General features: G+C 53.4%; 15 protein-coding genes. 6 read left to right on the top strand and 9 right to left on the bottom strand.

The genetic code is table 11. The annotated features are described in order from the left end of the window. Positions 1-5: 5 nt before the first annotated feature. The gene (locus C3432_RS03315; RefSeq protein ID WP_103775252.1) at positions 6-1,025 is read left to right on the top strand and encodes a Gfo/Idh/MocA family protein; all 1,020 of its coding nucleotides are present in this window, start codon (positions 6-8) and stop codon (positions 1,023-1,025) included. A gap of 218 nt (positions 1,026-1,243) precedes the next feature. On the opposite strand, the gene C3432_RS03310 is transcribed toward C3432_RS03315, so the two are convergent. The 7 genes from C3432_RS03310 to atoS form a co-directional block, all read right to left on the bottom strand. Further along, a complete protein-coding gene (locus C3432_RS03310) occupies positions 1,244-1,999 on the bottom strand; it encodes a MurR/RpiR family transcriptional regulator (RefSeq protein WP_103775251.1) in 756 nt (251 codons plus the stop codon). Between the two features lie 304 nt (positions 2,000-2,303). Next, positions 2,304-3,488 (bottom strand): acetyl-CoA C-acetyltransferase, encoded by a 1,185-nt coding sequence (locus tag C3432_RS03305; protein ID WP_103775250.1) that lies wholly within the window; start codon positions 3,486-3,488, stop codon positions 2,304-2,306. 31 nt (positions 3,489-3,519) lie between these two features. Continuing rightward, entirely contained in the window at positions 3,520-4,842 is a 1,323-nt protein-coding gene (locus tag C3432_RS03300; RefSeq protein ID WP_103775249.1) for a TIGR00366 family protein, read from the bottom strand. Further along, positions 4,839-5,489: a 3-oxoacid CoA-transferase subunit B gene (locus C3432_RS03295; RefSeq protein WP_103775248.1), complete on the bottom strand. Its 651-nt coding sequence runs from the start codon at positions 5,487-5,489 to the stop codon at positions 4,839-4,841. The genes C3432_RS03300 and C3432_RS03295 overlap by 4 nt, the downstream gene beginning before the upstream one ends. After that, positions 5,489-6,151, bottom strand: coding sequence for an acetate CoA-transferase subunit alpha (gene atoD, locus C3432_RS03290; protein WP_103775247.1), 663 nt, complete (start codon positions 6,149-6,151; stop codon positions 5,489-5,491). Before atoD ends, C3432_RS03295 begins: the two co-directional genes overlap by 1 nt. Before the next feature lie 198 nt (positions 6,152-6,349). After that, entirely contained in the window at positions 6,350-7,735 is a 1,386-nt protein-coding gene (atoC, locus tag C3432_RS03285) for an acetoacetate metabolism transcriptional regulator AtoC (RefSeq protein ID WP_103775246.1), read from the bottom strand. Further along, positions 7,732-9,558, bottom strand: a complete 1,827-nt coding sequence (gene atoS / locus C3432_RS03280; RefSeq protein WP_103775245.1) for a two-component system sensor histidine kinase AtoS — start codon at positions 9,556-9,558, stop codon at positions 7,732-7,734. Before atoS ends, atoC begins: the two co-directional genes overlap by 4 nt. A gap of 166 nt (positions 9,559-9,724) precedes the next feature. Here atoS and rcsC point away from each other — a divergent pair, with 166 nt between their 5' ends. Next, positions 9,725-12,574, top strand: coding sequence for a two-component system sensor histidine kinase RcsC (rcsC, locus tag C3432_RS03275; protein WP_103775244.1), 2,850 nt, complete (start codon positions 9,725-9,727; stop codon positions 12,572-12,574). 110 nt (positions 12,575-12,684) lie between these two features. Here the strand turns inward: rcsC and rcsB are convergent, their stop codons facing one another. Together rcsB and rcsD are read right to left on the bottom strand one after the other, a co-directional pair. Beyond that, positions 12,685-13,335, bottom strand: a complete 651-nt coding sequence (gene rcsB, locus C3432_RS03270; RefSeq protein WP_001061917.1) for a response regulator transcription factor RcsB — start codon at positions 13,333-13,335, stop codon at positions 12,685-12,687. Positions 13,336-13,351: 16 nt separating this feature from the next. Next, positions 13,352-16,021, bottom strand: coding sequence for a phosphotransferase RcsD (rcsD, locus tag C3432_RS03265; protein WP_103775243.1), 2,670 nt, complete (start codon positions 16,019-16,021; stop codon positions 13,352-13,354). 740 nt (positions 16,022-16,761) lie between these two features. On the opposite strand from rcsD, the gene C3432_RS03260 reads away from it, so the two are divergent. From C3432_RS03260 to alkB, 4 genes are all read left to right on the top strand, one after another. After that, positions 16,762-17,859 (top strand): porin OmpC, encoded by a 1,098-nt coding sequence (locus C3432_RS03260; RefSeq protein ID WP_103775242.1) that lies wholly within the window; start codon positions 16,762-16,764, stop codon positions 17,857-17,859. Between the two features lie 114 nt (positions 17,860-17,973). After that, the gene (gene apbE, locus C3432_RS03250; RefSeq protein ID WP_103775241.1) at positions 17,974-19,029 is read left to right on the top strand and encodes an FAD:protein FMN transferase ApbE; all 1,056 of its coding nucleotides are present in this window, start codon (positions 17,974-17,976) and stop codon (positions 19,027-19,029) included. A 79-nt stretch (positions 19,030-19,108) separates the two neighbouring features. Further along, positions 19,109-20,173 carry a bifunctional DNA-binding transcriptional regulator/O6-methylguanine-DNA methyltransferase Ada gene (gene ada, locus C3432_RS03245; RefSeq protein ID WP_103775240.1) on the top strand — a complete coding sequence of 355 codons (1,065 nt, stop codon included), beginning with the start codon at positions 19,109-19,111 and terminating at the stop codon, positions 20,171-20,173. Continuing rightward, complete coding sequence (alkB, locus tag C3432_RS03240) at positions 20,173-20,823, top strand: DNA oxidative demethylase AlkB (protein ID WP_103775239.1); 651 nt, start codon at positions 20,173-20,175, stop codon at positions 20,821-20,823. Before ada ends, alkB begins: the two co-directional genes overlap by 1 nt. Positions 20,824-20,859: the final 36 nt, after the last annotated feature.

The following is a 20,859-nucleotide window of genomic DNA, read 5'->3' as shown; positions in this document are numbered from 1 at the left end:
GTGTCATGAACAAAATCAATGCCGCCGTAGTTGGGGCTGGTATTTACGGCAAACATCACATTAACGCCTATCACTATAACCCGTTGGTTAATCTGGTGGGTTTTTGCGAGATAAATCCGCAGATCCGCGAAAAGGTCGCGGCTGAATTTGATGTTCCCGGCTATGGCTCGCTCGCAGAATTGTTTGCCGCCACGGAGGTCGATCTGGTGTCGATTGCCACGCCGGACCCTTTCCACTTTGATGCCACAATTGAGTCAATCAAGGCGGGTAAACATGTGCTGATTGAGAAACCGATGGCGACAACGTCCGCGGAATGTCGGGAAATTATCCGCTGTGCCGACGAGTGGGGCGTGAAAATTGGCGTCGATTACCATAAACGTTGGGACGGGATGGCGCAGCATATCCATCATGAACTGTTGAAGCCCGAAACCGGTCAGGTGCTGCGCGGCTATATGAGCATGGATGATATTATCGACGTGCCGAAAAACTGGCTGTCGTGGGCGAATGAGAGCTCTCCCGTCCATTTTCTTGGCACACACTGTTTTGATTTAATTCGCTATTACATGAACGGCGCCAATGCGGTGAGCGTCTACGCGATTGGGCAAAAAAAGAAGCTGATTGCGGAAGGCATCGATACCTGGGACACCATTCAGTCCTTTGTGACGTTTGACAATGGGGCGCAGTGGACCGTTGAAGTGGGATGGTGTTTACCCCCTTCCTTTCCCAAAGCGAATGATGGCCGTAGTTTTGTGATCACCGAGAATAATTATTATCGTGCCGATGCGCAGCTGCGCGGCTATGAAATGTTTACGCCACAACGTAGTGCAACGCCAAATTATAACTTTATAAATTACGTTAATAACAGGGCCAGTGGATACGGTATTCAGCCAATCCATGATTTTGTAGAGCATATATTATTTGATACACCTTATCTGGCAACCGCAGATGACGGGTTGCAGGCCACATTAATTTGTGAAGCGGTGCATCACTCGTTATCAACAGGAACGGTTATTCATCTGCAATAAATTTAATTTTTATACTCGTCATACTTTAGGTTGCAGATGCGTTGGTTTTGTTACCCGGCCCATCCCAGTCACGCACTCATGTACGCTCCGGGAGACTCGCTGCGTTGCCGCCTTGATGCAACCCGAAATCCATTGGGTATACGTCTCATAAGCATTTTTTGACGTTAACTTCTCTGATTAAGGCCGGGTTTTATATTCCCCCTGACCCTGGCCAATTATCATCGCTTATGGGACGTTTTTTCATTATTCATATTCAGGTAGCAGTATTGCAGCGCATGGAAAAAAAGCGTGTGTAATGACACTTTCAGTGCGGCGAAGCTAAGTGGACTGGCGCTGGACTGCGGGGTGTACAGCGTCACATCGGCCAGTGACGTTCCGCTTTGATGACAGGCGACAGCCAGCGAAGCCGCTTCGTGCTCGCGAATCAATGTAATCAGCTGATTATCCGGCTCCTCTTTGAGTCCCGGCAGCAGGATCACCGAATCACAATCTGTCAGGCTATTTGCCAGCAGCAAATGGGCGTTTTTATACTCCACGGGAATACAAACCTTACCAATATCACTATAATCCTGAATGATCTCGCTGAGTAAAGAACTCAGTTCCCGTGGATGACAGAAATAAAGATGACGGCTGGAATTAATAATTTCAAAAAATGTATTGAGTGCCGCAGGATTATTATTATTAATAAACTCGCCAGGAATAGCGTTGTTTTTACTCGCCTGAGCCGGAAGCAGTACTTCAGGCTGACTACGCAAACATTTAATGAGATCATATTTAAATGACGTAAATCCGGTATAACCGAGAGCCTGAGCAAAACGGACGATAGAAGGTTGGCTGGTATGGGCCTTTTTTGAAATTGCCGTCGACGTCAGTTTTTCCGCAGCCGATAATGTAGCAAGAATGTAACGGCTAATAGTTTGTTCGGTATGCGAACCTGTTTTTACCAATAACTGAAGTTGTTCGATAATGTTCATTAAGGTCCCCCGGTCGGTTTTGTTTATTATGACATATATACTCTAAATAATTCGAGTTGCGGGACAAAACGGCATCGTCGTTTTGAACAGCGCCTGCGCTGGCCCCGAAGGGGCGAGGCCCGGGGACAGGCCGGGTAACAAAGCCAGCGCAGCAGCAACCTGAAGTATGGCGAGTATACACTTCATTCTTCAGGCAGCCTCTGTGCTGGTTGGTGAATGACTCGTCTCATCCCTGAGACTCGCCATTCTTACCCGACAGATGCATCCTGAATGACTTTGTGTCTAACCGAAGGGACCGCAGAGTTTAATTCATTCGTTCCACTATCATCGCAATGCCCTGACCGCCGCCGATGCATAGTGTGGCCAGTCCGAGCGTTTTATCACGTGCGGAGAGGGCGTGCAGCAATGTCACCAGAATGCGCGCGCCGCTGGCGCCGATAGGGTGTCCGAGCGCGATAGCCCCGCCGTTCACGTTCACCTTCTGCGGATCAAAACCGAGCGTCTTACCGACGGCAAGGAACTGTGCGGCAAACGCTTCGTTGGCTTCGATCAGATCGATATCAGAAAGCTGTAAGCCGCTCAGCTGCAGTGCCTTCTGCGTGGCGGGAACCGGCCCCATGCCCATCAACGCCGGGGCGACGCCGCCGCTGGCATACGCTTTGATACGCGCAAGCGGTTTTAGCCCTGCCGCCAGTGCGGCAGATTCTTCCATTATCACTAATGCCGCTGCACCGTCGTTGATCCCTGAGGCATTACCTGCCGTCACCGTGCCCGCTTTATCGAAGGCCGGACGCAATGCGGCAAGACCTTCTGCGGTGGAGTCGGCCTTAGGGAACTCGTCGCGCTCGAAAATAACGGTTTTTTTGCGGGATGTGACGCTGACCGGCACAATTTCAGCCTGGAATGCGCCAGACTCTATTGCGGCAACGGCTTTACGCTGTGAAAGCAGGGCCAGTTCATCCTGCATCTCCCGGCTGATGCCGTATTCCCGGGCCACGTTTTCTGCGGTAATGCCCATATGATAGCCGTGAGTCGCGCACAGAAGACCATCGCGCAGAATAACGTCTGACAATTGCCCGTCACCGAGGCGATAGCCCCAGCGGGCTTTGGCATCGAGCAAATACGGTGCCTGACTCATATTTTCCATCCCGCCTGCAACAAGCGCCTGCGCCTGTCCGGCCTGAATCGCCTGTGCGGCAAGCGCCACGCTTTTCAGGCCGGAGCCGCATACTTTGTTGACGGTAAAACCGCAAACCGTTTCGGCGAGGCCGCTTTTGAGCAGTGCCTGACGGGCCGGGTTTTGTCCCAGCCCCGCCTGCAGCACATTGCCCATAATCGCTTCATCCACGCGCCGGGGGTCAAGCTGCGCACGTTCAAGTGCCGCCTTAATGACGATTGCGCCGAGGTCAATAGCGCTGGTGGAGGCCAGTGCGCCGTTAAAGCTGCCGATTGCGGTACGTGCCGCACTGACGATGACACAGTTTTTCATCTTCTGTTCCTTAAAAGTGAGGGGATTGTCGTCAGAACAAGGTCAGACCAATGACAAAAATGATCCCGGAGAAGAGCAGGGCGGTGATGCAGTAGCCCATAATGTCGCGTACTCCGAGACCGGCGATGGCCAGCGCGGGTAGCGCCCAGAACGGTTGCGCCATGTTCATCCACTGCTCGCCGTAAGCGATGGCCATCACCGACTTGCCGAGGTCCGCCCCCAGCGCCTGAGCGGCAGGCATGACGAACGGTCCCTGGATAACCCAGTGTCCGCCACCGGATGGCACGGCAAAGTTAATCAGCGCAGAGCTGAAGAAGGTCATCAGCGGGAAGGTGTCTTTGTTGGCGACGTTGATGAAGAATTCAGTAATAAGACCGCCGAGTCCGGAGTGTTCCATCATCAGCTGGATCCCGGCGTAGAAGGGGAACTGCACCAGAATTCCGGCGGTGCTGCGTGCGGCAGCACTGACGGCGCGCATATAGGCCATCGGCGTTTTATGCAGCAGCAGACCGGCAATCATAAACATCAGGTTGACGGTATTGATGGTGATGTTGAAACCTTTCCCGGCGAAGTAGATACCCAGATAGGCAATCCCTAATGCACCGATGATCAGCGCCAGAATGCGGCTCTCTTCCAGTTTTTCAGATGGCGGCGCATCTGGCGGCAGTTTCTTCTGAAAATCAGCTTCTTCCAGTAACAGTTTCGGATCGATGCTGACAACGTCAGATGGTTTTGGCGTCATCATCCGGGTGATAAACGGCATCACCACAATCAGGCCGAGCGTGATGAAAATATTGAATCCGGTGAACAGGGTATCCGCGACAGGAATGAGCCCCGCTACGTGTTCGACCGGGTTGCCAGGCGTTGCCGCCAGCAAAGGCATTGAGCCGGAGAAACCGCCGCCCCAGGTCAGGAACCCGATGTAGGCGCAGGCAATCAGTAACGGATAATCGGAACCCGGCACGCGCCGGGCCACCTCACGGGCAAACATCGCCCCGACCACCAGACCAAATCCCCAGTTAATCACGCAGGCGACAGAACCAAAAAAAGTCACCAGCATGACGCCCTGAGCGGGGGTTTTGGCGGCGGATGCCGCCGTACGCAGCAGGCTTTTCACCGGCCCGGAACTGGCTAACGCATGGCCGGTTACGATGATCAGCGCCATCTGCATACCAAACGCCAGCAGGTTCCAGAAGCCGTCGCCCCAGAATTTCACCATGCTCACCGGCGTTTGCGGCGTCAGCCAAAGGGCGATACCGAACGTCAGCAGGGTCAACAGCATTGCGAAGATCAGCGGGTCGGGAAGCCAGCGGCTGACAACTCGCGTCATAAAGCGTGAGATACGACCAATCATGCGTCACCCCGCAGGATCGCCAGATCGGCGGCAATCGCAAAGTGCGCTTCCGTTTTTGCCCGCAGGGTTTCAGGATCACACCCTTCGGCGATTTCAGTCAGCCACATTTTTCCGTCGATAAAGCGGAATACAGCCAGCTCGGTGACCAGCATATGCACGGCATGTTGGGCGGTCAGCGGCATGGTGCACTGACGCAGGATCTTCGCAGAGCCGTCTTTCGCGCAATGTTCCATCGCAATAATCACTTTACGCGCGCCGGTGACCAGATCCATTGCGCCTCCCATGCCGGGCACCATTTTGCCGGGAACGACCCAGTTGGCGAGATTCGCCTGTTCATCCACCTGTAGACCGCCGAGAACGCAGGCGTCAACATGACCACCGCGAATCAGCGCAAATGACATGGCGCTGTCGAACATTGCCGCACCGGGCAGAATTCCACAGGGCTGGCCCCCGGCATTCACCAGATCCGGATGCGCGGTCGTGACCGGCCCCAGCCCCAGAAAGCCGTTCTCAGATTGCAGCGTGATGTGAATACCGTCCGGCAGATAATTTGCGACCATCGTCGGCAGGCCAATTCCTAAGTTGACGACATCGCCATCTTGCAGTTCCTGCGCCACGCGGCGCGCAATACGTTGTTTAGCATCCATTATTTGCTCTCCTGTGGGATGACGATGTGGTCGATAACCGCGCCTGGGGTGACAATCTGGTCGGGCAGGAGATCGCCTGTCGCAACCATTTCGTCAGGCTCAACCAGCGTAATGTCAGCGGCGAGAGCAATGAGTGGGTTAAAATTGCGGGCGCTGAGCTGGTAGGTCAGGTTGCCGAGCGGGTCGGCGCGGTGGGCGCGGATCAGCGCTAAATCTGCGCGTAACGGACGTTCCAGCAGCCAGGTTTTGCCGTCAAGCTGAAGGGTTTGCTTGCCGTCTTCGACGACGGTGCCGACGCCGGTTGGAGTGAGAAAACCGCCCAGTCCTGCGCCGCCGCAGCGGATTTGTTCAATCAGGGTGCCTTGCGGAACCAGTTGAACCTCCATCTCTTCGGCAATCATTCGCCGACCGGTTTCCGGGTTAGTCCCGATATGTGAGGCGATAACCTTGCTGACGCGACCATTAACAATGAGCGGGCCAATACCGGTATCGACAAAGGCGGTATCGTTGGCGATAAGCGTCAGGTCTCTGACGCCAGATTCAAGCAGGGCTTCAACAAGGCGGGGGGGAGTGCCTACCCCCATAAAGCCGCCAACCATGATGGTCATGCCGTCACGAAAGAAGTCTGAGGCATTCTGTAAGGTAATCAGTTTTGTTTTCATTATGTTTCCCTTTTGCATACTCCATTTTGGGTGCACGAAGGGAATAGCAAGCGGGATGCCAGAACGGACAAATCGCAAATAAAATAATTAACTATCTGAATATAAAGATTAATTTATGATGTCAGGATGAGGGGGATGCGTTGAGAAGGTTGCAGAATTTTGCACAGTGCGCAAAATTCTGCATAGCAAATTCTGGTATCAGAGACCCGCCGGTTCGATACCGTACTCCTGCAATTTGTACATCAGCGCACGTCGGCTGATGCCTAACATCAATGCGGTGCGCGTCCGGTTTCCTTCCTGTTGCTCCAGCACCTCCATAATGATTCGTCGCTCTTCACGTTTAATCTCTTCTTTCAGGTTGCGTTCACCTGATTGCGTCGGTTTAGCCTCGGTGGAGTGGCTTGTCGGGTGGCGGAACGGGGCGGGGAAATCCTCCGCGAAAATCACCGCACCGGTGCTCATAACCACCGCGCGTTCAATCACATTGGATAATTCACGAATGTTACCCGGCCACGACCAGCCGCAGAGTAGCGACATGGCGGCGGGATCGATTTCGATAATATCCCGTTGATTTTCTGAGCTGAATTTTTGCAAAAAATGGTTGGCGAGCAGGGGAATATCTTCCCGCCGCTCGCGAAGCGCAGGAAGCGTCAGATGGATGACGTTCAGCCGGTAATACAGATCTTCGCGGAAGGTGCCGTCTTTTACCATTGCCTGCAAATCACGGTTGGTGGCAGCCACGATGCGGATATCAACCTGAATGGTCTGATGACCGCCAATACGTTCAAACTCTCTTTCCTGGAGAATGCGCAGCAGCTTAGCCTGCAATACCAGCGGCATCTCACCTATTTCGTCCAGCAGTAGCGTTCCCTGATGGGCTCGTTCAAACAGCCCCTGACGTACAGTTTGTGCTCCGGTAAACGCCCCTTTTTCGTGACCGAACAGCTCACTCTCCAGCAGTGATTCCGGCAGCGCCGCACAGTTTATTTTGATAAAGGGACCGTTTTCCCGCCGCGAATTATAGTGAATAGCGCGGGCAATTAGCTCTTTCCCGGTGCCGCTTTCCCCGCTGATCAGCACGTTGGCCTGGGAAAGCGCGATTTTCGCCGTATCTTTGCAGATATCCATCATTGCCGTGCTGTTGGTCAGGATATGTCCCCACTGCCAGCTGGTGCTCAATGCCTGATGCAGGCTGCGGATTTCCTGCTTCATCGCCTGCAGTTGCAGGGCGCGCTGAATCAACAAATTAAGCTCATCCAGATCGAATGGCTTAATCACATAATCAAATGCGCCGCTGCGTAGCGCTTCTACTGCGGTTTCCACTTCGGCATAGGCGGTCATCAGAATAACGGGGATTCGCGGGTGCCGGGTGCGCATGACTTTCAGCGCTTCAATACCATCCATTTCCGGCATACGAATATCCATCAACACCACGTCAGGCGGGGCGTCGGTAAAAATCTGTAGCGCCGCCAGACCGTGGCTGGCGCAGTGGGTTTCATGCCCCTGTAGCGAAAACGCGGTGGCGAGCATACGGCGAACGTTATCTTCGTCATCGACGATGAGAATACGGTAGCGGGTTTTCATTCTGACGAGGTTTCCTGCGGGTTAATCGGTAAAATAAGGATAAAGGTCGCGCCACATCCGGGCTGGCTGGTTACGCGGATGTCGCCCTGGTGCGCATTGATGATGCGCTGGCTGAGCGCCAGCCCTAGTCCGGTTCCTGACGCCTTGGTGGTGAAGAAGGGATCAAAGATCTTTTTCTGCAGGGCCGTATCAATGCCGCAACCATTGTCTTCAATTGCGATCGCCAGCTGCGTCGGCGTGTCGCGCCAGGTCCGGATGCGGATTTCGCCGCGTGCGCCTATCGCCTGTACGGCGTTGATGAGCATGTTCAGAAGCACCTGCTTGAGCAGTTCGCGATCGGCAACGAGCGAAGGGAGCGTTGTATCGAACGCTGTATTGAAGTCGATCCGCGCCTGAACCCCGGAGGTTTGTACCAGGATCAGCGCCTCCTCGATCAGGGCATTGATCGGTACCTGCTGCCACTGGCTTTGTCGTGGGCGGGAGAAATCCAGCAGCTGCTGGATGACTTTATTAATCGAATCGATTTCTTTCAGGACGATCGACAGATACTCCTGATGCACCGGCAGGCTGGTTTGCCGGCGGATAATCTGCACGTAGCCCCGGATCGCGGTAAGCGGGTTGCGCACCTCGTGGGCCACGCCAGCCATCAGCTCGCCCAGTGTGGCGAGTCTTTCGGTTTGCGCCAGACGGCGCTGCGTCTCTTTGCGGGCGGTTAAATCGGAGAAAATGACCAGAGCGCCAATCATTTCGCCGCTGGCGTTGTGGATACGACTGGTGGTGACGCTAAGCTCTATTGTGCGGTCATGGGCAGGGAAACTGACCTCCTGCGCCAGATGCTCGGTGCCGTGCTCCAGAGTGTCAAGCACGGGGCTGGAGAAGTGGGGATCGGCGAATAACGTTGCGTAGGGACGCCCGGCCAGTTCATCCAGCCTGTAGCCTGTGATCATCTCCGCCGCGGGATTCATCGTGGTGACATTTCCCTGCCTGTCGATAGCGATAACCCCGTCGGCGGCATTTTCTATGATGAGATCGTTGAGCGTTTTGGTTTCCAGCAGCGATTGCGCCAGAGCGTTAACGCTGCGGCTGATTTGCCCCAGCTCGCCCGGCAGCTCGGGTAATTGCGCCGGGGTCTTTTGCGCAAGCGTTGGCAGGCTGTCGGTGATGATGTCGATATTGGCGCTAAGACGGCGCGAGAAGAGGACGATCAGCAACAGGCTGCTAATCAGACCTGCCGCCAGAACGGCGATGATACGGACATCCATTTTCCAGGCCTGCTGGCGAATATCTTCCGTCAGCTCATTCGCCCAGATGTAGCCGATCACCTCGTCATGGCGGACTATCGGGATCATGGAATTGAGGATATCGCCGCGCACCTGTCTGCCGGAAAACACCACCGGCGCGTTGGTGCGCATGACCTCTCTTCCGGGATGGTCGACGTCGATGGTGACACCTACATTGTTTTGATACAGCGCTGAAGGGGCGTAGGTGATAATCGCATCCAGCGCCTTGTTGTAATAGCCGGCTCCGATCCCTGGAAAAGCGCGGGTGATCCCTTCGGTTACTGGCGCTAATTCCGCATTCAGCGCGCGGATACGCTCCTCGCGGGGAAGTCCGGCGAATTGAGCGAAGCGATCGCCCAGCGCCTCGTTGAGCAGGTGTACAACCGCTGACAATTTTTTCTCTTTTTCAGACAGCACCGCTGACCGGCCTTCGGTTTCTACGATATAACCAATAGAAAGCGTTGGCACAATGACCATCAGGATAGCCATCAGAATCATTTGATTGCGTAAGCGGCGTGGGTACATTCGTCTCAGGTAGCGCATGCAGACATCCGTGTGGTCCTTTCAGCAAACGCCTATTATCGGGGGGTGAGGCGCAGGTTTCTCAGCGGAGTATCATATTCCCGCAAAGAGAGGGCATTGCGACGTCGGGCATTTACCGCTACCTTAACCACACTCTATTTATCGCCTGAGGCGGAGCATCGCCCTTTTGAAATACCTTGCTTCCTTTCGTACAACCCTGAAAGTTTCACGCTACCTCTTCAGAGCGTTGGCGCTATTGATCTGGCTGCTGATTGCCTTTGTTTCGGTATTTTACATTGTCAACGCGCTGCACCAGAAGGAATCTGAGATCCGCCAGGAGTTTAACCTCAGTTCCGATCAGGCTCAGCGCTATATTCAGCGCACATCTGATGTGATGAAAGAGCTGAAATATGTCGCTGAGAATCGCCTGATAATGGAAGGCGGCGTGATGATGGCCTCGCGGGAGCGTGATGATAAAACCGTGGTGCCGACCTTTGAGCCGCTGTTTGCCGATTCTGACTGTGCGGCAATGGGCAACGCCTGGCGCGGTTCGCTGGAATCGCTGGCGTGGTTTATGCGCTACTGGCGCGACAACTTTTCTGCGGCTTACGATCTGAATCGCGTTTTTTTGATCGGCAGCGACAATCTGTGCATGGCGAACTTTGGTCTGCGCGATATGCCGGTGGAACGCGACAGCGCCCTGAAAGCGCTGCATGAGAGAATTGTGAAATACCGCAATACGCCGCAGGATGAAACCGGTAATAACATTTTCTGGATTGACCAGGGGCCGCGTCCTGGAATCGGTTATTTCTATGCGCTGACGCCGGTTTATCTTGCCAATCGCCTGCAGGCGATGGTCGGCGTTGAGCAGTCGATTCGCATGGAAAACTTCTTTACGCCGGGCAACCTGCCGATGGGAGTGACCATCCTCGATGAAAACGGTCATGCCCTGATTTCGCTGACCGGGCCGGATAGTAGTATCAAAGCAGAGCCGCGCTGGATGCAGGAGCGTTCCTGGTTCGGTTACACGCCCGGCTTTCGTGAACTGGTGTTAAAGAAAAACCTGCCGCCGTCGTCATTAAGCATCGTCTACTCGGTGCCCGTTGATTTAGTGCTTGAACGTATCCGGATGCTTATCCTCAACGCGATTGTACTGAACGTCCTGGTCGGGGCGGCGTTGTTCACGCTGGCACGTATGTATGAACGGCGGATTTTTATTCCGGCGGAAAGCGATGCCCAACGACTGGAAGAGCATGAACAGTTCAACCGTAAAATTGTTGCCTCTGCCCCGGTGGGGATCTGTATTTTGCGCACCATTGATGGCGTAAATATCCTCAGTAATGAGCTGGCGCATACTTATCTGAATATGCTCACCCATGAGGATCGGCAACGATTAACCCAGATTATCTGTGGCCAGCAGGTTAACTTTGTGGATGTGCTGACCAGCAATAATACCAACCTGCAAATCAGCTTTGTTCATTCCCGCTATCGCAATGAAAACGTAGCCATTTGCGTGCTGGTTGATGTTTCTGCGCGCGTCAAGATGGAAGAGTCTTTACAGGAAATGGCGCAGGCGGCGGAGCAGGCGAGCCAGTCAAAATCGATGTTCCTGGCAACCGTGAGCCACGAGCTGCGCACGCCGCTGTACGGCATTATCGGTAACCTCGACCTGCTGCAAACGAAAGAGCTGCCGAAAGGGGTCGACCGGCTGGTCACGGCGATGAATAACTCGTCAAGCCTGCTATTGAAGATCATCAGCGACATTCTGGACTTCTCGAAAATTGAATCTGAACAGCTGAAGATTGAGCCACGTGAGTTCTCACCCAGAGAGGTGATGAATCACATTACCGCCAACTATCTGCCGCTGGTGGTGCGTAAGCAGCTTGGGTTGTACTGCTTTATCGATCCGAATGTACCGGTTGCGCTCAATGGCGATCCGATGCGTTTGCAGCAGGTCATTTCCAACCTGCTCAGTAATGCGATTAAATTCACGGATATCGGCTGTATCGTTCTGCACGTGCGCTGCGATGGCGACTACCTGAGCATTCGTGTCCGCGATACGGGAGTAGGGATACCGGCTAAAGAAGTGGTGCGCCTGTTTGATCCCTTCTTCCAGGTAGGAACCGGCGTGCAGCGCAATTTCCAGGGGACCGGGCTGGGGCTGGCTATCTGCGAGAAGCTGATCAGCATGATGGATGGCGATATCTCTGTCGATTCCGAGCCGGGCATGGGAAGCCAGTTTACGCTACGCATTCCGTTGTATGGCGCGCAGTACCCGGTGAAAAAAGGCGTCGAAGGGCTGGCCGGGACGCGCTGCTGGCTGGCCGTGCGTAACGCATCGCTGTGTCATTTTATCGAAACCAGCCTGCAACGTAGTGATGTGGACGTGTTGCGCTATGAAGGGCAGGAGCCATCGGCGGACGACGTACTGATTACCGATGACGCGCTTGAGCAGAAATGGCAGGGGAGAGCGGCTGTCACCTTCTGCCGTCGCCATATTGGCATCCCGCTGGAAAGAGCGCCAGGCGAGTGGGTCCATAGCGTGGCGTCTCCGCATGAACTCCCGGCGCTGCTGGCGCGGATCTACAGCATTGAACTGAGCAGCGAAGAGCTTTCCGCAGCGCTGCCTGCGCCGGAGAAAATGCTGACCTCTAACGACGATATGATGATCCTGGTGGTGGACGATCATCCGATCAATCGTCGCCTGCTGGCCGATCAGCTTGGATCGCTGGGGTATCAGTGCAAGACCGCGAATGATGGCGTTGATGCCCTTAATGTGCTGAGTAAAAACCATATCGACATTGTTTTAAGCGACGTCAATATGCCCAATATGGATGGCTACCGGCTGACCCAGCGTATTCGCCAGCTGGGGCTGACGCTGCCGGTAGTTGGGGTGACGGCTAACGCGCTGGCGGAAGAGAAGCAGCGTTGCCTTGAGTCGGGTATGGATAGTTGTCTGTCCAAGCCGGTGACGTTAGATGTGCTGAAACAGACGCTGGCGGTGTATGCGGAGCGGGTCAGGAAAACGCGGGCATAAAAAATGCCGGATGGCGCTTTCACTTCTCCGGCCTACAGAAAATGCACAACGATGTGTTATTTGTAGGCCTTCAGGCTGCGCGCCATCAGGCATTTCGGTGTTAAATGGGGTCAGTCTTTGTCGGCTGGGCTCAGGGTCACGGATGAGAGATAGTTCAGCAAGGCGATATCGTTCTCGACGCCCAGCTTCATCATTGCCGACTTTTTCTGGCTGCTGATAGTTTTGATACTGCGGTTCAGCTTCTTGGCGATTTCGGTGACCAGGAAACCTTCAGCGAACAGGCGCAGTACCTCGCTCTCTTTCGGTGACAGACGCTTGTCGCCATACCCACCCGCGCTGATTTTCTCCAGCAGGCGAGAGACGCTTTCCGGCGTGAATTTCTTGCCTTTTTGCAGGGCGGCCAGCGCTTTCGGCAGATCGGTCGGGGCACCCTGTTTCAGTACAATCCCTTCGATATCCAGATCGAGCACGGCGCTCAGGATCGCCGGATTATTATTCATCGTCAGAACAATGATCGACAGACTCGGGAAATGACGCTTGATGTATTTGATCAGGGTGATCCCGTCACCGTATTTATCTCCTGGCATGGAGAGATCGGTAATCAACACGTGCGCGTCTAATTTCGGTAAGTTGTTGATCAGTGCTGTGGAGTCTTCAAATTCGCCAACAACATTCACCCACTCGATCTGCTCAAGTGATTTGCGAATACCGAACAGTACAATCGGGTGGTCATCGGCAATAATTACGTTCATATTGTTCATGTAGTAGGCTACCTTGCTACAGCAAACTTTTGACGTAGGTGTCAATGTCGCTGATATATTTTTCTATACCTGGAGCATCTTTCTCACGAATCAGATGTTCCAGCGTTTCACATAACTGCTTGCCGGGTACCAGATTTAGCATGGCAAACACACCCTTCAGACGGTGAGCCGTTTGTGCCAGCGCGGAAAAATCACTGGTTGCTGCCTCAGTATACAACCTCTTAACATCATCCGGAACTGTGTCTACAAATAGCGCGTAATAACCGCTGGCATGAAGCTCGGCATTTCCATCTCCCCCGAGAGGGGATTCAGGAATTTCTTCCTGTGCCAGTTGCTCTTCAATCAGTTGTAGTATCGCTTCCTGCATCGCGTTACTCATATTGAAGTTGACGCGCAGCTGACCAGGACCCATTTTCCGCACGCCTGGCTCATCATCGCTTAAAAGCAACCCTGAGGCAGTAAGATTAGACGGATTATCAGTTAAAAAGAGGTCATATTCTTGACTCAGGACTCTTTCATCCGGCGTGAGGCAAGTCGCTCCCCAGTTTTCTAGCTGACGAAGTACGATATTGCGCACTTCATTCGACGTGACGTCTATCATCACGCTGACATCGTCCAGCAGACGCTCTTCATTTTCCACATGTTGGTCGTGGGGAGTCATCTTAACATGAACGATGTAACGAGTGCCTAGCGCATCGCGCGCTTTAATATTCAGATGACCGCCTAGCCTGCGCGCCAGCTGATCGCACAGCCAGAAGGCCAGCGGATCCGCTTTGCCATACTGGTCGCCCTGCGTTTCGCTGATATACGGGAAATGCAGGTTATCAATTTCGCTGAGCGTCACCCCTTCGCCGGTATCGAGAATACGGAAAGTCAGGCGTTCCGCAACGGATTCATCGCTTTCCACTTCCAGCGTGATTTTACCAATCTGGGTTGTGGTTACCGCATACTGCATTAGCAACAGTAAAATCTGTCGCAGGGCCTCGCGATCACCATGACGTTCGTCGCTGGCGCTCAGAGGGTTATTTATCAGCAGCTGTAGACCTTTACGCTTCATCGCCGGGAGAACTTCCGGGACGACTTCATCAATCAGATCCTGAATCGAGAAGAGCGTTGGCTCGCTTTTCCAGCTGTCGTTTTCCAGAATATTCGCTAACTGAATCTCATCGACGACGCGTACCAGCATATCGGCCTGGCTGGCGAGCTTTTGGCTCTCCGGCGTATTTAATTCTGCTGCGCTCACGGCGAGCGCGCGTACGGGATCTTTCAGTGTGTTGCCGATGTTCTGCATAAAGGCAGCGCGACCCTGCTGATTTTTCTCATACAGCCGCTGCGCCTGCTTCAGTTTTTTGTTAACCAGAACCTCCCTGTCCTGATCGCGAATAATAAAGATCTGCGTCCGGGGGGCGACCTGGCTGCGGAACAAGCGAATTTCATAAAGCTCATTGTTGACCGTTGCCTGAATCACTCCCTGATGCTGATCCGCCATGCTGGTGATATTTTGCAGGTTCAGGTGTGGCAGCAGGTGATCGGCGATTTTGTTGCTGATGACGGTGCGGTTCACCTCCAGATCGTGAACCAGCAGACCAAGCGGAAGCAGGGAGACGATCTCTTCGTTAATCGCCCGCAGTATACGTAACTCATTGTTAGCCGCCGTTGCGGGGGGGACCTCCGTCGTTCGCCCGGGCTGATTGCGAAAAGTGGTATAACCAAACAGGGCCAGGGCGAGCAGGCCGATGTTGAGCAACAGCGGTAGCAGAATATTTTGTAACGTGTCCAGCAGCAGCGTGCCGAATGGAACTTGCCAGACCAGGCGCATACCCGTTGAGTTCAGCGATGATGAAATCTCAATTTTGGAACTGTTGAAGCTGATGCTCACACTGTCCGGTGACTCTTTATCGCTGGTACGGGCCGTTGTTGGTGAGGTGTCTGGTTCGAGACGGAAGCTGTCCAGCGACATCCCGGGCGGAATAAGATCGTTAATCGGCAGGTCAAACGCGACCACCGTCGCCAGATGACCCGGCTGGTTGAAAGTCGTTCGTAGCGTAAAGTAGCGCCCATTCTGCCAGGCCAGCCGACGCAGCGAGGAAAAGCTCTCTCGCTCATCCAGCGCATTAGCCTGTTGCAGCATTTCCGCTCGGCGCGAGTCGACAATGTTGCCAATCGTCGACTCTTTAAATCCGGAAGAGAGATCTTTAAGCGGTAACGTGGAGATCAGAATCAGACTGTTATCCTGTCCATTCAGGTAATACATTGACCAGGGTACGGTTTCCGCCCCCCACAAGGTATCCAGATACGTCGACATGCGCTGGGTCATTTCCAGCGTGGAACTATCATGGGAGCCAAAAATCAACGCTTCCGTTTTGCGTCGCGGTTTTTCAAGGTAGTAAACATCCTGCTTCAGACGCGTCTCCTGTAATCCTTCGCTGGTGGAGGGATTCGCGGTGGCTGCAACGTTGTCATAGATTTGCCAGGTGACGTAACGCCAGGTATCCACCCGTTTGTGAATCGCATGAGTGACATCGACGATCTGATAGCTTTTGTCCTTCAGCCAGGCATTGACGGCGCTTTGTACCATGACGCCCATGGTCACCAGCAACACAATGATCAGTAGTAAAAAGAAACGGGTAATGCTTCCCGGCAGAAGGGAGAATCGGGACGTGGCCGTTGTATCAGACTGACTCATTCGTGGTTATGACCTGTTAAAACAACGCAAAAGGTGAAAGGGCAGTATAAAGGGAACGGTGTGAATTTCCAGACTCTCTACGCGCCACCGTGGCGCATTTTTCGCCAGTGACGCTGTTGCCGTTGTTACGCTGTGAAAGTGTACAAATTCAGGTGGCGAGTACAAATATTTACCGGGTGTGCCATAAAATTATCCTTAATAACAGGAAAATATTCAGACAGTTATAAGTTTGATTAAACAAACTTAATGATAAATTACCGTTATTGTTCTTCAGGGGTAACAAATGATGATAAATCGAGAGGTAAGATAAGGGTAAAAAAAAACCGAATGCAGAGCATCCGGTTGAAATAGGGGTAAACAGACATTCAGAAACGAATGACGGTAATAAATAAAGTTAATGATGATAGCAACACTATTTTAGTTGCGAGTGAAAACTTTGTTTTAACATTCAGTGCGACGGTATTTGTATTTGTAACTACATGTTTTAAAACGTATATCATTATTTCTTGTTAATTGATGCTTATTTTTGTCTTTCTGTTTCTCTAAAAAAGTTCCCCTGATTTTACATTTTGAAACAGCTATTGGCATGAATGAAACATCTTAAAAGTTTTCGTATCATATTCGTATTGGATTATTCTGTCATTTTGAGGAGAATGAAGTTGCCGACTGATTAATGAGGGTTAATCAGTACGCAGTGGCATAAAAAATCAAATAAAGGCATATAACAGAGGGTTAATAACATGAAAGTTAAAGTACTGTCCCTCCTGGTACCGGCTCTGCTGGTAGCAGGCGCAGCAAATGCGGCTGAAATTTACAATAAAGACGGCAACAAATTAGACCTGTTCGGTAAAGTCGACGGTCTGCACTATTTCTCCGATGATAAAAGCGCTGATGGCGATCAGACCTACATGCGTATCGGCTTCAAAGGCGAAACTCAGGTTAATGACCAGCTGACCGGCTACGGCCAGTGGGAATACCAGATTCAGGGGAACTCTGCTGAAAGTGGAAATAACTCCTGGACCCGTGTGGCGTTCGCTGGTCTGAAATTCGCCGATGCCGGTTCATTCGACTACGGTCGTAACTACGGCGTTGTTTACGATGTCACCTCCTGGACCGACGTATTGCCAGAATTTGGCGGTGATACCTATGGCGCTGACAACTTCATGCAGCAGCGTGGTAACGGCTTCGCGACCTACCGTAACACCGACTTCTTCGGTCTGGTTGATGGCCTGAACTTTGCCCTGCAGTATCAGGGTAAAAATGGTAGTCCGTCTGGCGAGGGCATGACCGGTGTGACCAACAATGGTCGTGAAGCGCTGAAACAGAACGGCGACGGCGTTGGCGGATCTATCACTTATGATATCGGTGAAGGCTTCTCTCTGGGTACTGCAGTTACCAGCTCCAAACGTACTGACGAGCAGAACAAGCTTAACTTCGGTACTGGCGATCGCGCTGAGACTTACACCGGTGGTCTGAAATACGACGCTAACAACGTTTACCTGGCAGCACAGTACACCCAGACCTATAACGCAACGCGTGCGGGCGAACTGGGCTGGGCTAACAAAGCGCAGAACTTCGAAGTGGTTGCTCAGTACCAGTTCGATTTCGGTCTGCGTCCGTCCGTCGCTTACCTGCAGTCTAAAGGTAAAGACATGGGGAGCTACGGCGATCGGGACATCGTGAAATATGTTGATGTTGGCGCGACTTACTACTTCAACAAAAACATGTCCACCTACGTTGATTACAAAATCAACCTGCTGGACGATAACCGCTTCACTAATGATGCAAATATTGGCACCGACGACATCGTTGCGCTGGGCCTGGTTTATCAGTTCTGATTCTTTCCTGAATCGTCAAAAGGCCCTGCGGGGCCTTTTTTTGTGCCCAATTCCAGCGTACAAAAAGTGGATTTTGGTGTACTCTTGCGCCCGTTCGCATGAGGATAATTACGTATGGAAATGACGTTCGCTCGTATAGCGCTATTAGCCACCACACTTTTTTTTGTTGGGTGTGATGAAGCCCCGAAATCCGCTAACGCCTCTGCACCTGAAACAACGGTGCTCGAAGGGAAGACGATGGGCACCTTCTGGCGTGTCAGCGTGGTTGGGGTCGATGCTAAGCTGGCCCCGGAATTACAGACCCGGATTCAGACTCAACTGGATGCCGACGATCAGCTACTCTCAACCTGGAAAAATGATTCTGCGCTGATGCGTTTTAACCACTCGCAGAGCCTCTCTCCCTGGCCTGTTAGTGAAGCCATGGCGGATATTGTGACCTCCGCGCTGCGCATTGGTGACAAAACGGGCGGCGCGATGGATGTGACCGTGGGGCCGCTGGTGAATCTGTGGGGATTTGGTCCGGATAAGCAGCCGGTTAAGGTGCCGGAACAAGCGCAAATCGATGCGGCGAAGGCGATAACCGGGCTTCAACACCTGACGGTCATTAATGGATCTCACCAGCAGTATCTGCAAAAAAATATCCCTGAGCTGTATGTTGACCTCTCAACCGTGGGCGAGGGATACGCGGCGGATCATCTGGCGCGTCTCATGGAGCAGGAAGGCATTGCCCGTTATCTGGTCTCGGTTGGCGGAGCCCTGAACAGCCGCGGAATGAATGCGGAAGGGCATCCGTGGCGGGTGGCGATTCAGAAACCGACGGATCAGGAAAATGCGGTGCAGGCGGTTGTCGACATTAATGGTCACGGCATCAGCACCTCCGGAAGCTATCGCAACTACTATGAGCTTGAGGGGAAACGTATTTCCCATGTGATCGACCCGCAAACCGGTCGGCCGATCGAGCACAATCTGGTTTCGGTGACGGTGATTGCACCGACCGCCCTGGAAGCCGACGGCTGGGATACCGGTTTAATGGTGCTTGGCGCGCAGAAGGCGAAAGAGGTGGCCCGTCGCGAAGGGCTGGCGGTTTATATGATCACCAAAGAGAGCGACGGATTTAAAACCTGGATGTCACCGCAGTTTAAAAGCTTTCTTATCAGCGATAAAAATTAAAAAGCAAGATTGCGGGTTTTCCTGGGGTGAGTTGCGGACAGACTGAGACTAAGCGCTATGCTTAACGAAGGAGTCCATAATGAAAAACGCTTTACGAGTAGATGATGAACAACGCTGGCAGGCGGTGCTGGAACGTAATCCGGACGCCGACGGTCAGTTTGTCTTCGCGGTACAGACAACGGGCATTTTCTGTCGTCCGTCCTGCCGGGCAAAACATGCCTTGCGTAAAAACGTCACATTCTTCACCAGTGCGAACGAAGCGCAGGTTGCCGGGTATCGTCCCTGTAAGCGCTGCCAGCCGGATAAACAAAATGCGCAGCAGCACCGTCTGGATAAAATCACCCGCGCCTGTCAGCTGCTGGAGCAGGATAAACCCATCACCCTTGAGGCACTGGCGCAAGAGGTGGCGATGAGTCCATTTCATCTGCATCGCCTGTTCAAAGCGACCACCGGGATGACGCCGAAAGCATGGCAGCAGTCGTTCCGGGCCCGTCGTCTGCGTGAGGCGCTGGTGAAAGGCGACAGCGTGACGCAAGCGGTCTTTGATGCCGGATTTCCCAACAGCAGCAGCTATTACAGAACGGCCGATGCCGCGCTGGGCATGACGGCAAAACAGTTTCGTAAAGGCGGTGATAATCTTGCCGTCCGCTATGCGGTAGTGGACTGCTCGCTGGGACGTTGCCTGGTGGCGGAGAGCGAGCGGGGGATTTGTGCCATTTTACTCGGCGATAGCGATGACGCGCTGGTTGCCGAACTGCATCAACTCTTTCCGGCCGCCCTGTACGCCCCGGCAGATCCGGATTTTCAACAGCGCGTTCGTCAGGTGATCGCCAGTATCAACGCGCGGAATGCGCCGTTAACGCTACCATTAGATATTCAGGGAACCGCTTTCCAGCAGCAGGTCTGGCAGGCATTGCGCACTATCGCATGCGGCGAAACAGTGAGCTACCAGCAGCTGGCGAATGTGCTGGGTAAACCGAAGGCGGTTCGGGCGGTCGCCAGCGCCTGTGGTGCCAACAGGCTGGCAATTGTGATTCCGTGTCATCGGGTGGTGCGCAGTGATGGCTCACTGTCAGGTTATCGCTGGGGCGTGGCGCGTAAAGCGCAGCTCCTGAAACGTGAGGCAGCGAGTGAGGAGGGCTGATGCTGGATCTTTTTGCTGATACGCAACCCTGGCAGGAGCCGCTGGCCCCTGGCGCGTTAATTTTGCGCCGTTTTGCCTTCAGCACCGCGCAAGAGCTGGTGCAGGAGATTGACATCCTAGCCCGGCAGTCGCCGTTTCGTCAGATGGTTACGCCAGGCGGATATACCATGTCGGTGGCGATGACCAACTGCGGAAAACTTGGCTGGACCACCGATCGGTACGGGTATCTTTATTCTTCTGTCGATCCGCTCACAGGCCATCCGTGGCCAGCCCTTCCTGCGTCGTTTGCTCACCTGTGTCATCAGGCGGCAACGGCTGCCGGTTACCCGGATTTTCAGCCGGATGCCTGTCTGATAAATCGCTACACGCCAGGGGCAAAGCTCTCTTTGCATCAGGATAAAGATGAGCCGGATCTGCGTGCGCCAATCGTCTCGGTCTCTTTAGGTCTGCCAGCGATTTTTCAGTTTGGCGGGCTGCGGCGTAGCGATCCGCTAAAACGTCTGCTGCTGGAGCATGGCGATGTGGTGGTCTGGGGCGGCGAGTCGCGGCTTCGTTATCATGGGATCCAGCCGCTTAAAACCGGATTTCACCCTCTGACCGCCGACTGCCGCTATAATCTGACCTTCCGCCAGGCGGGTAATAAAGAATAAAAATAAGAATTATTATTGCTGTGTGCGGCGAGATGT

This window comes from Citrobacter amalonaticus, assembly GCF_002918555.1.
GTDB lineage: Bacteria > Pseudomonadota > Gammaproteobacteria > Enterobacterales > Enterobacteriaceae > Citrobacter_C > Citrobacter_C amalonaticus_A.
Note: the sequence above shows the minus strand (reverse complement) of the source record. Positions and strands in the feature narration are given on the sequence as shown.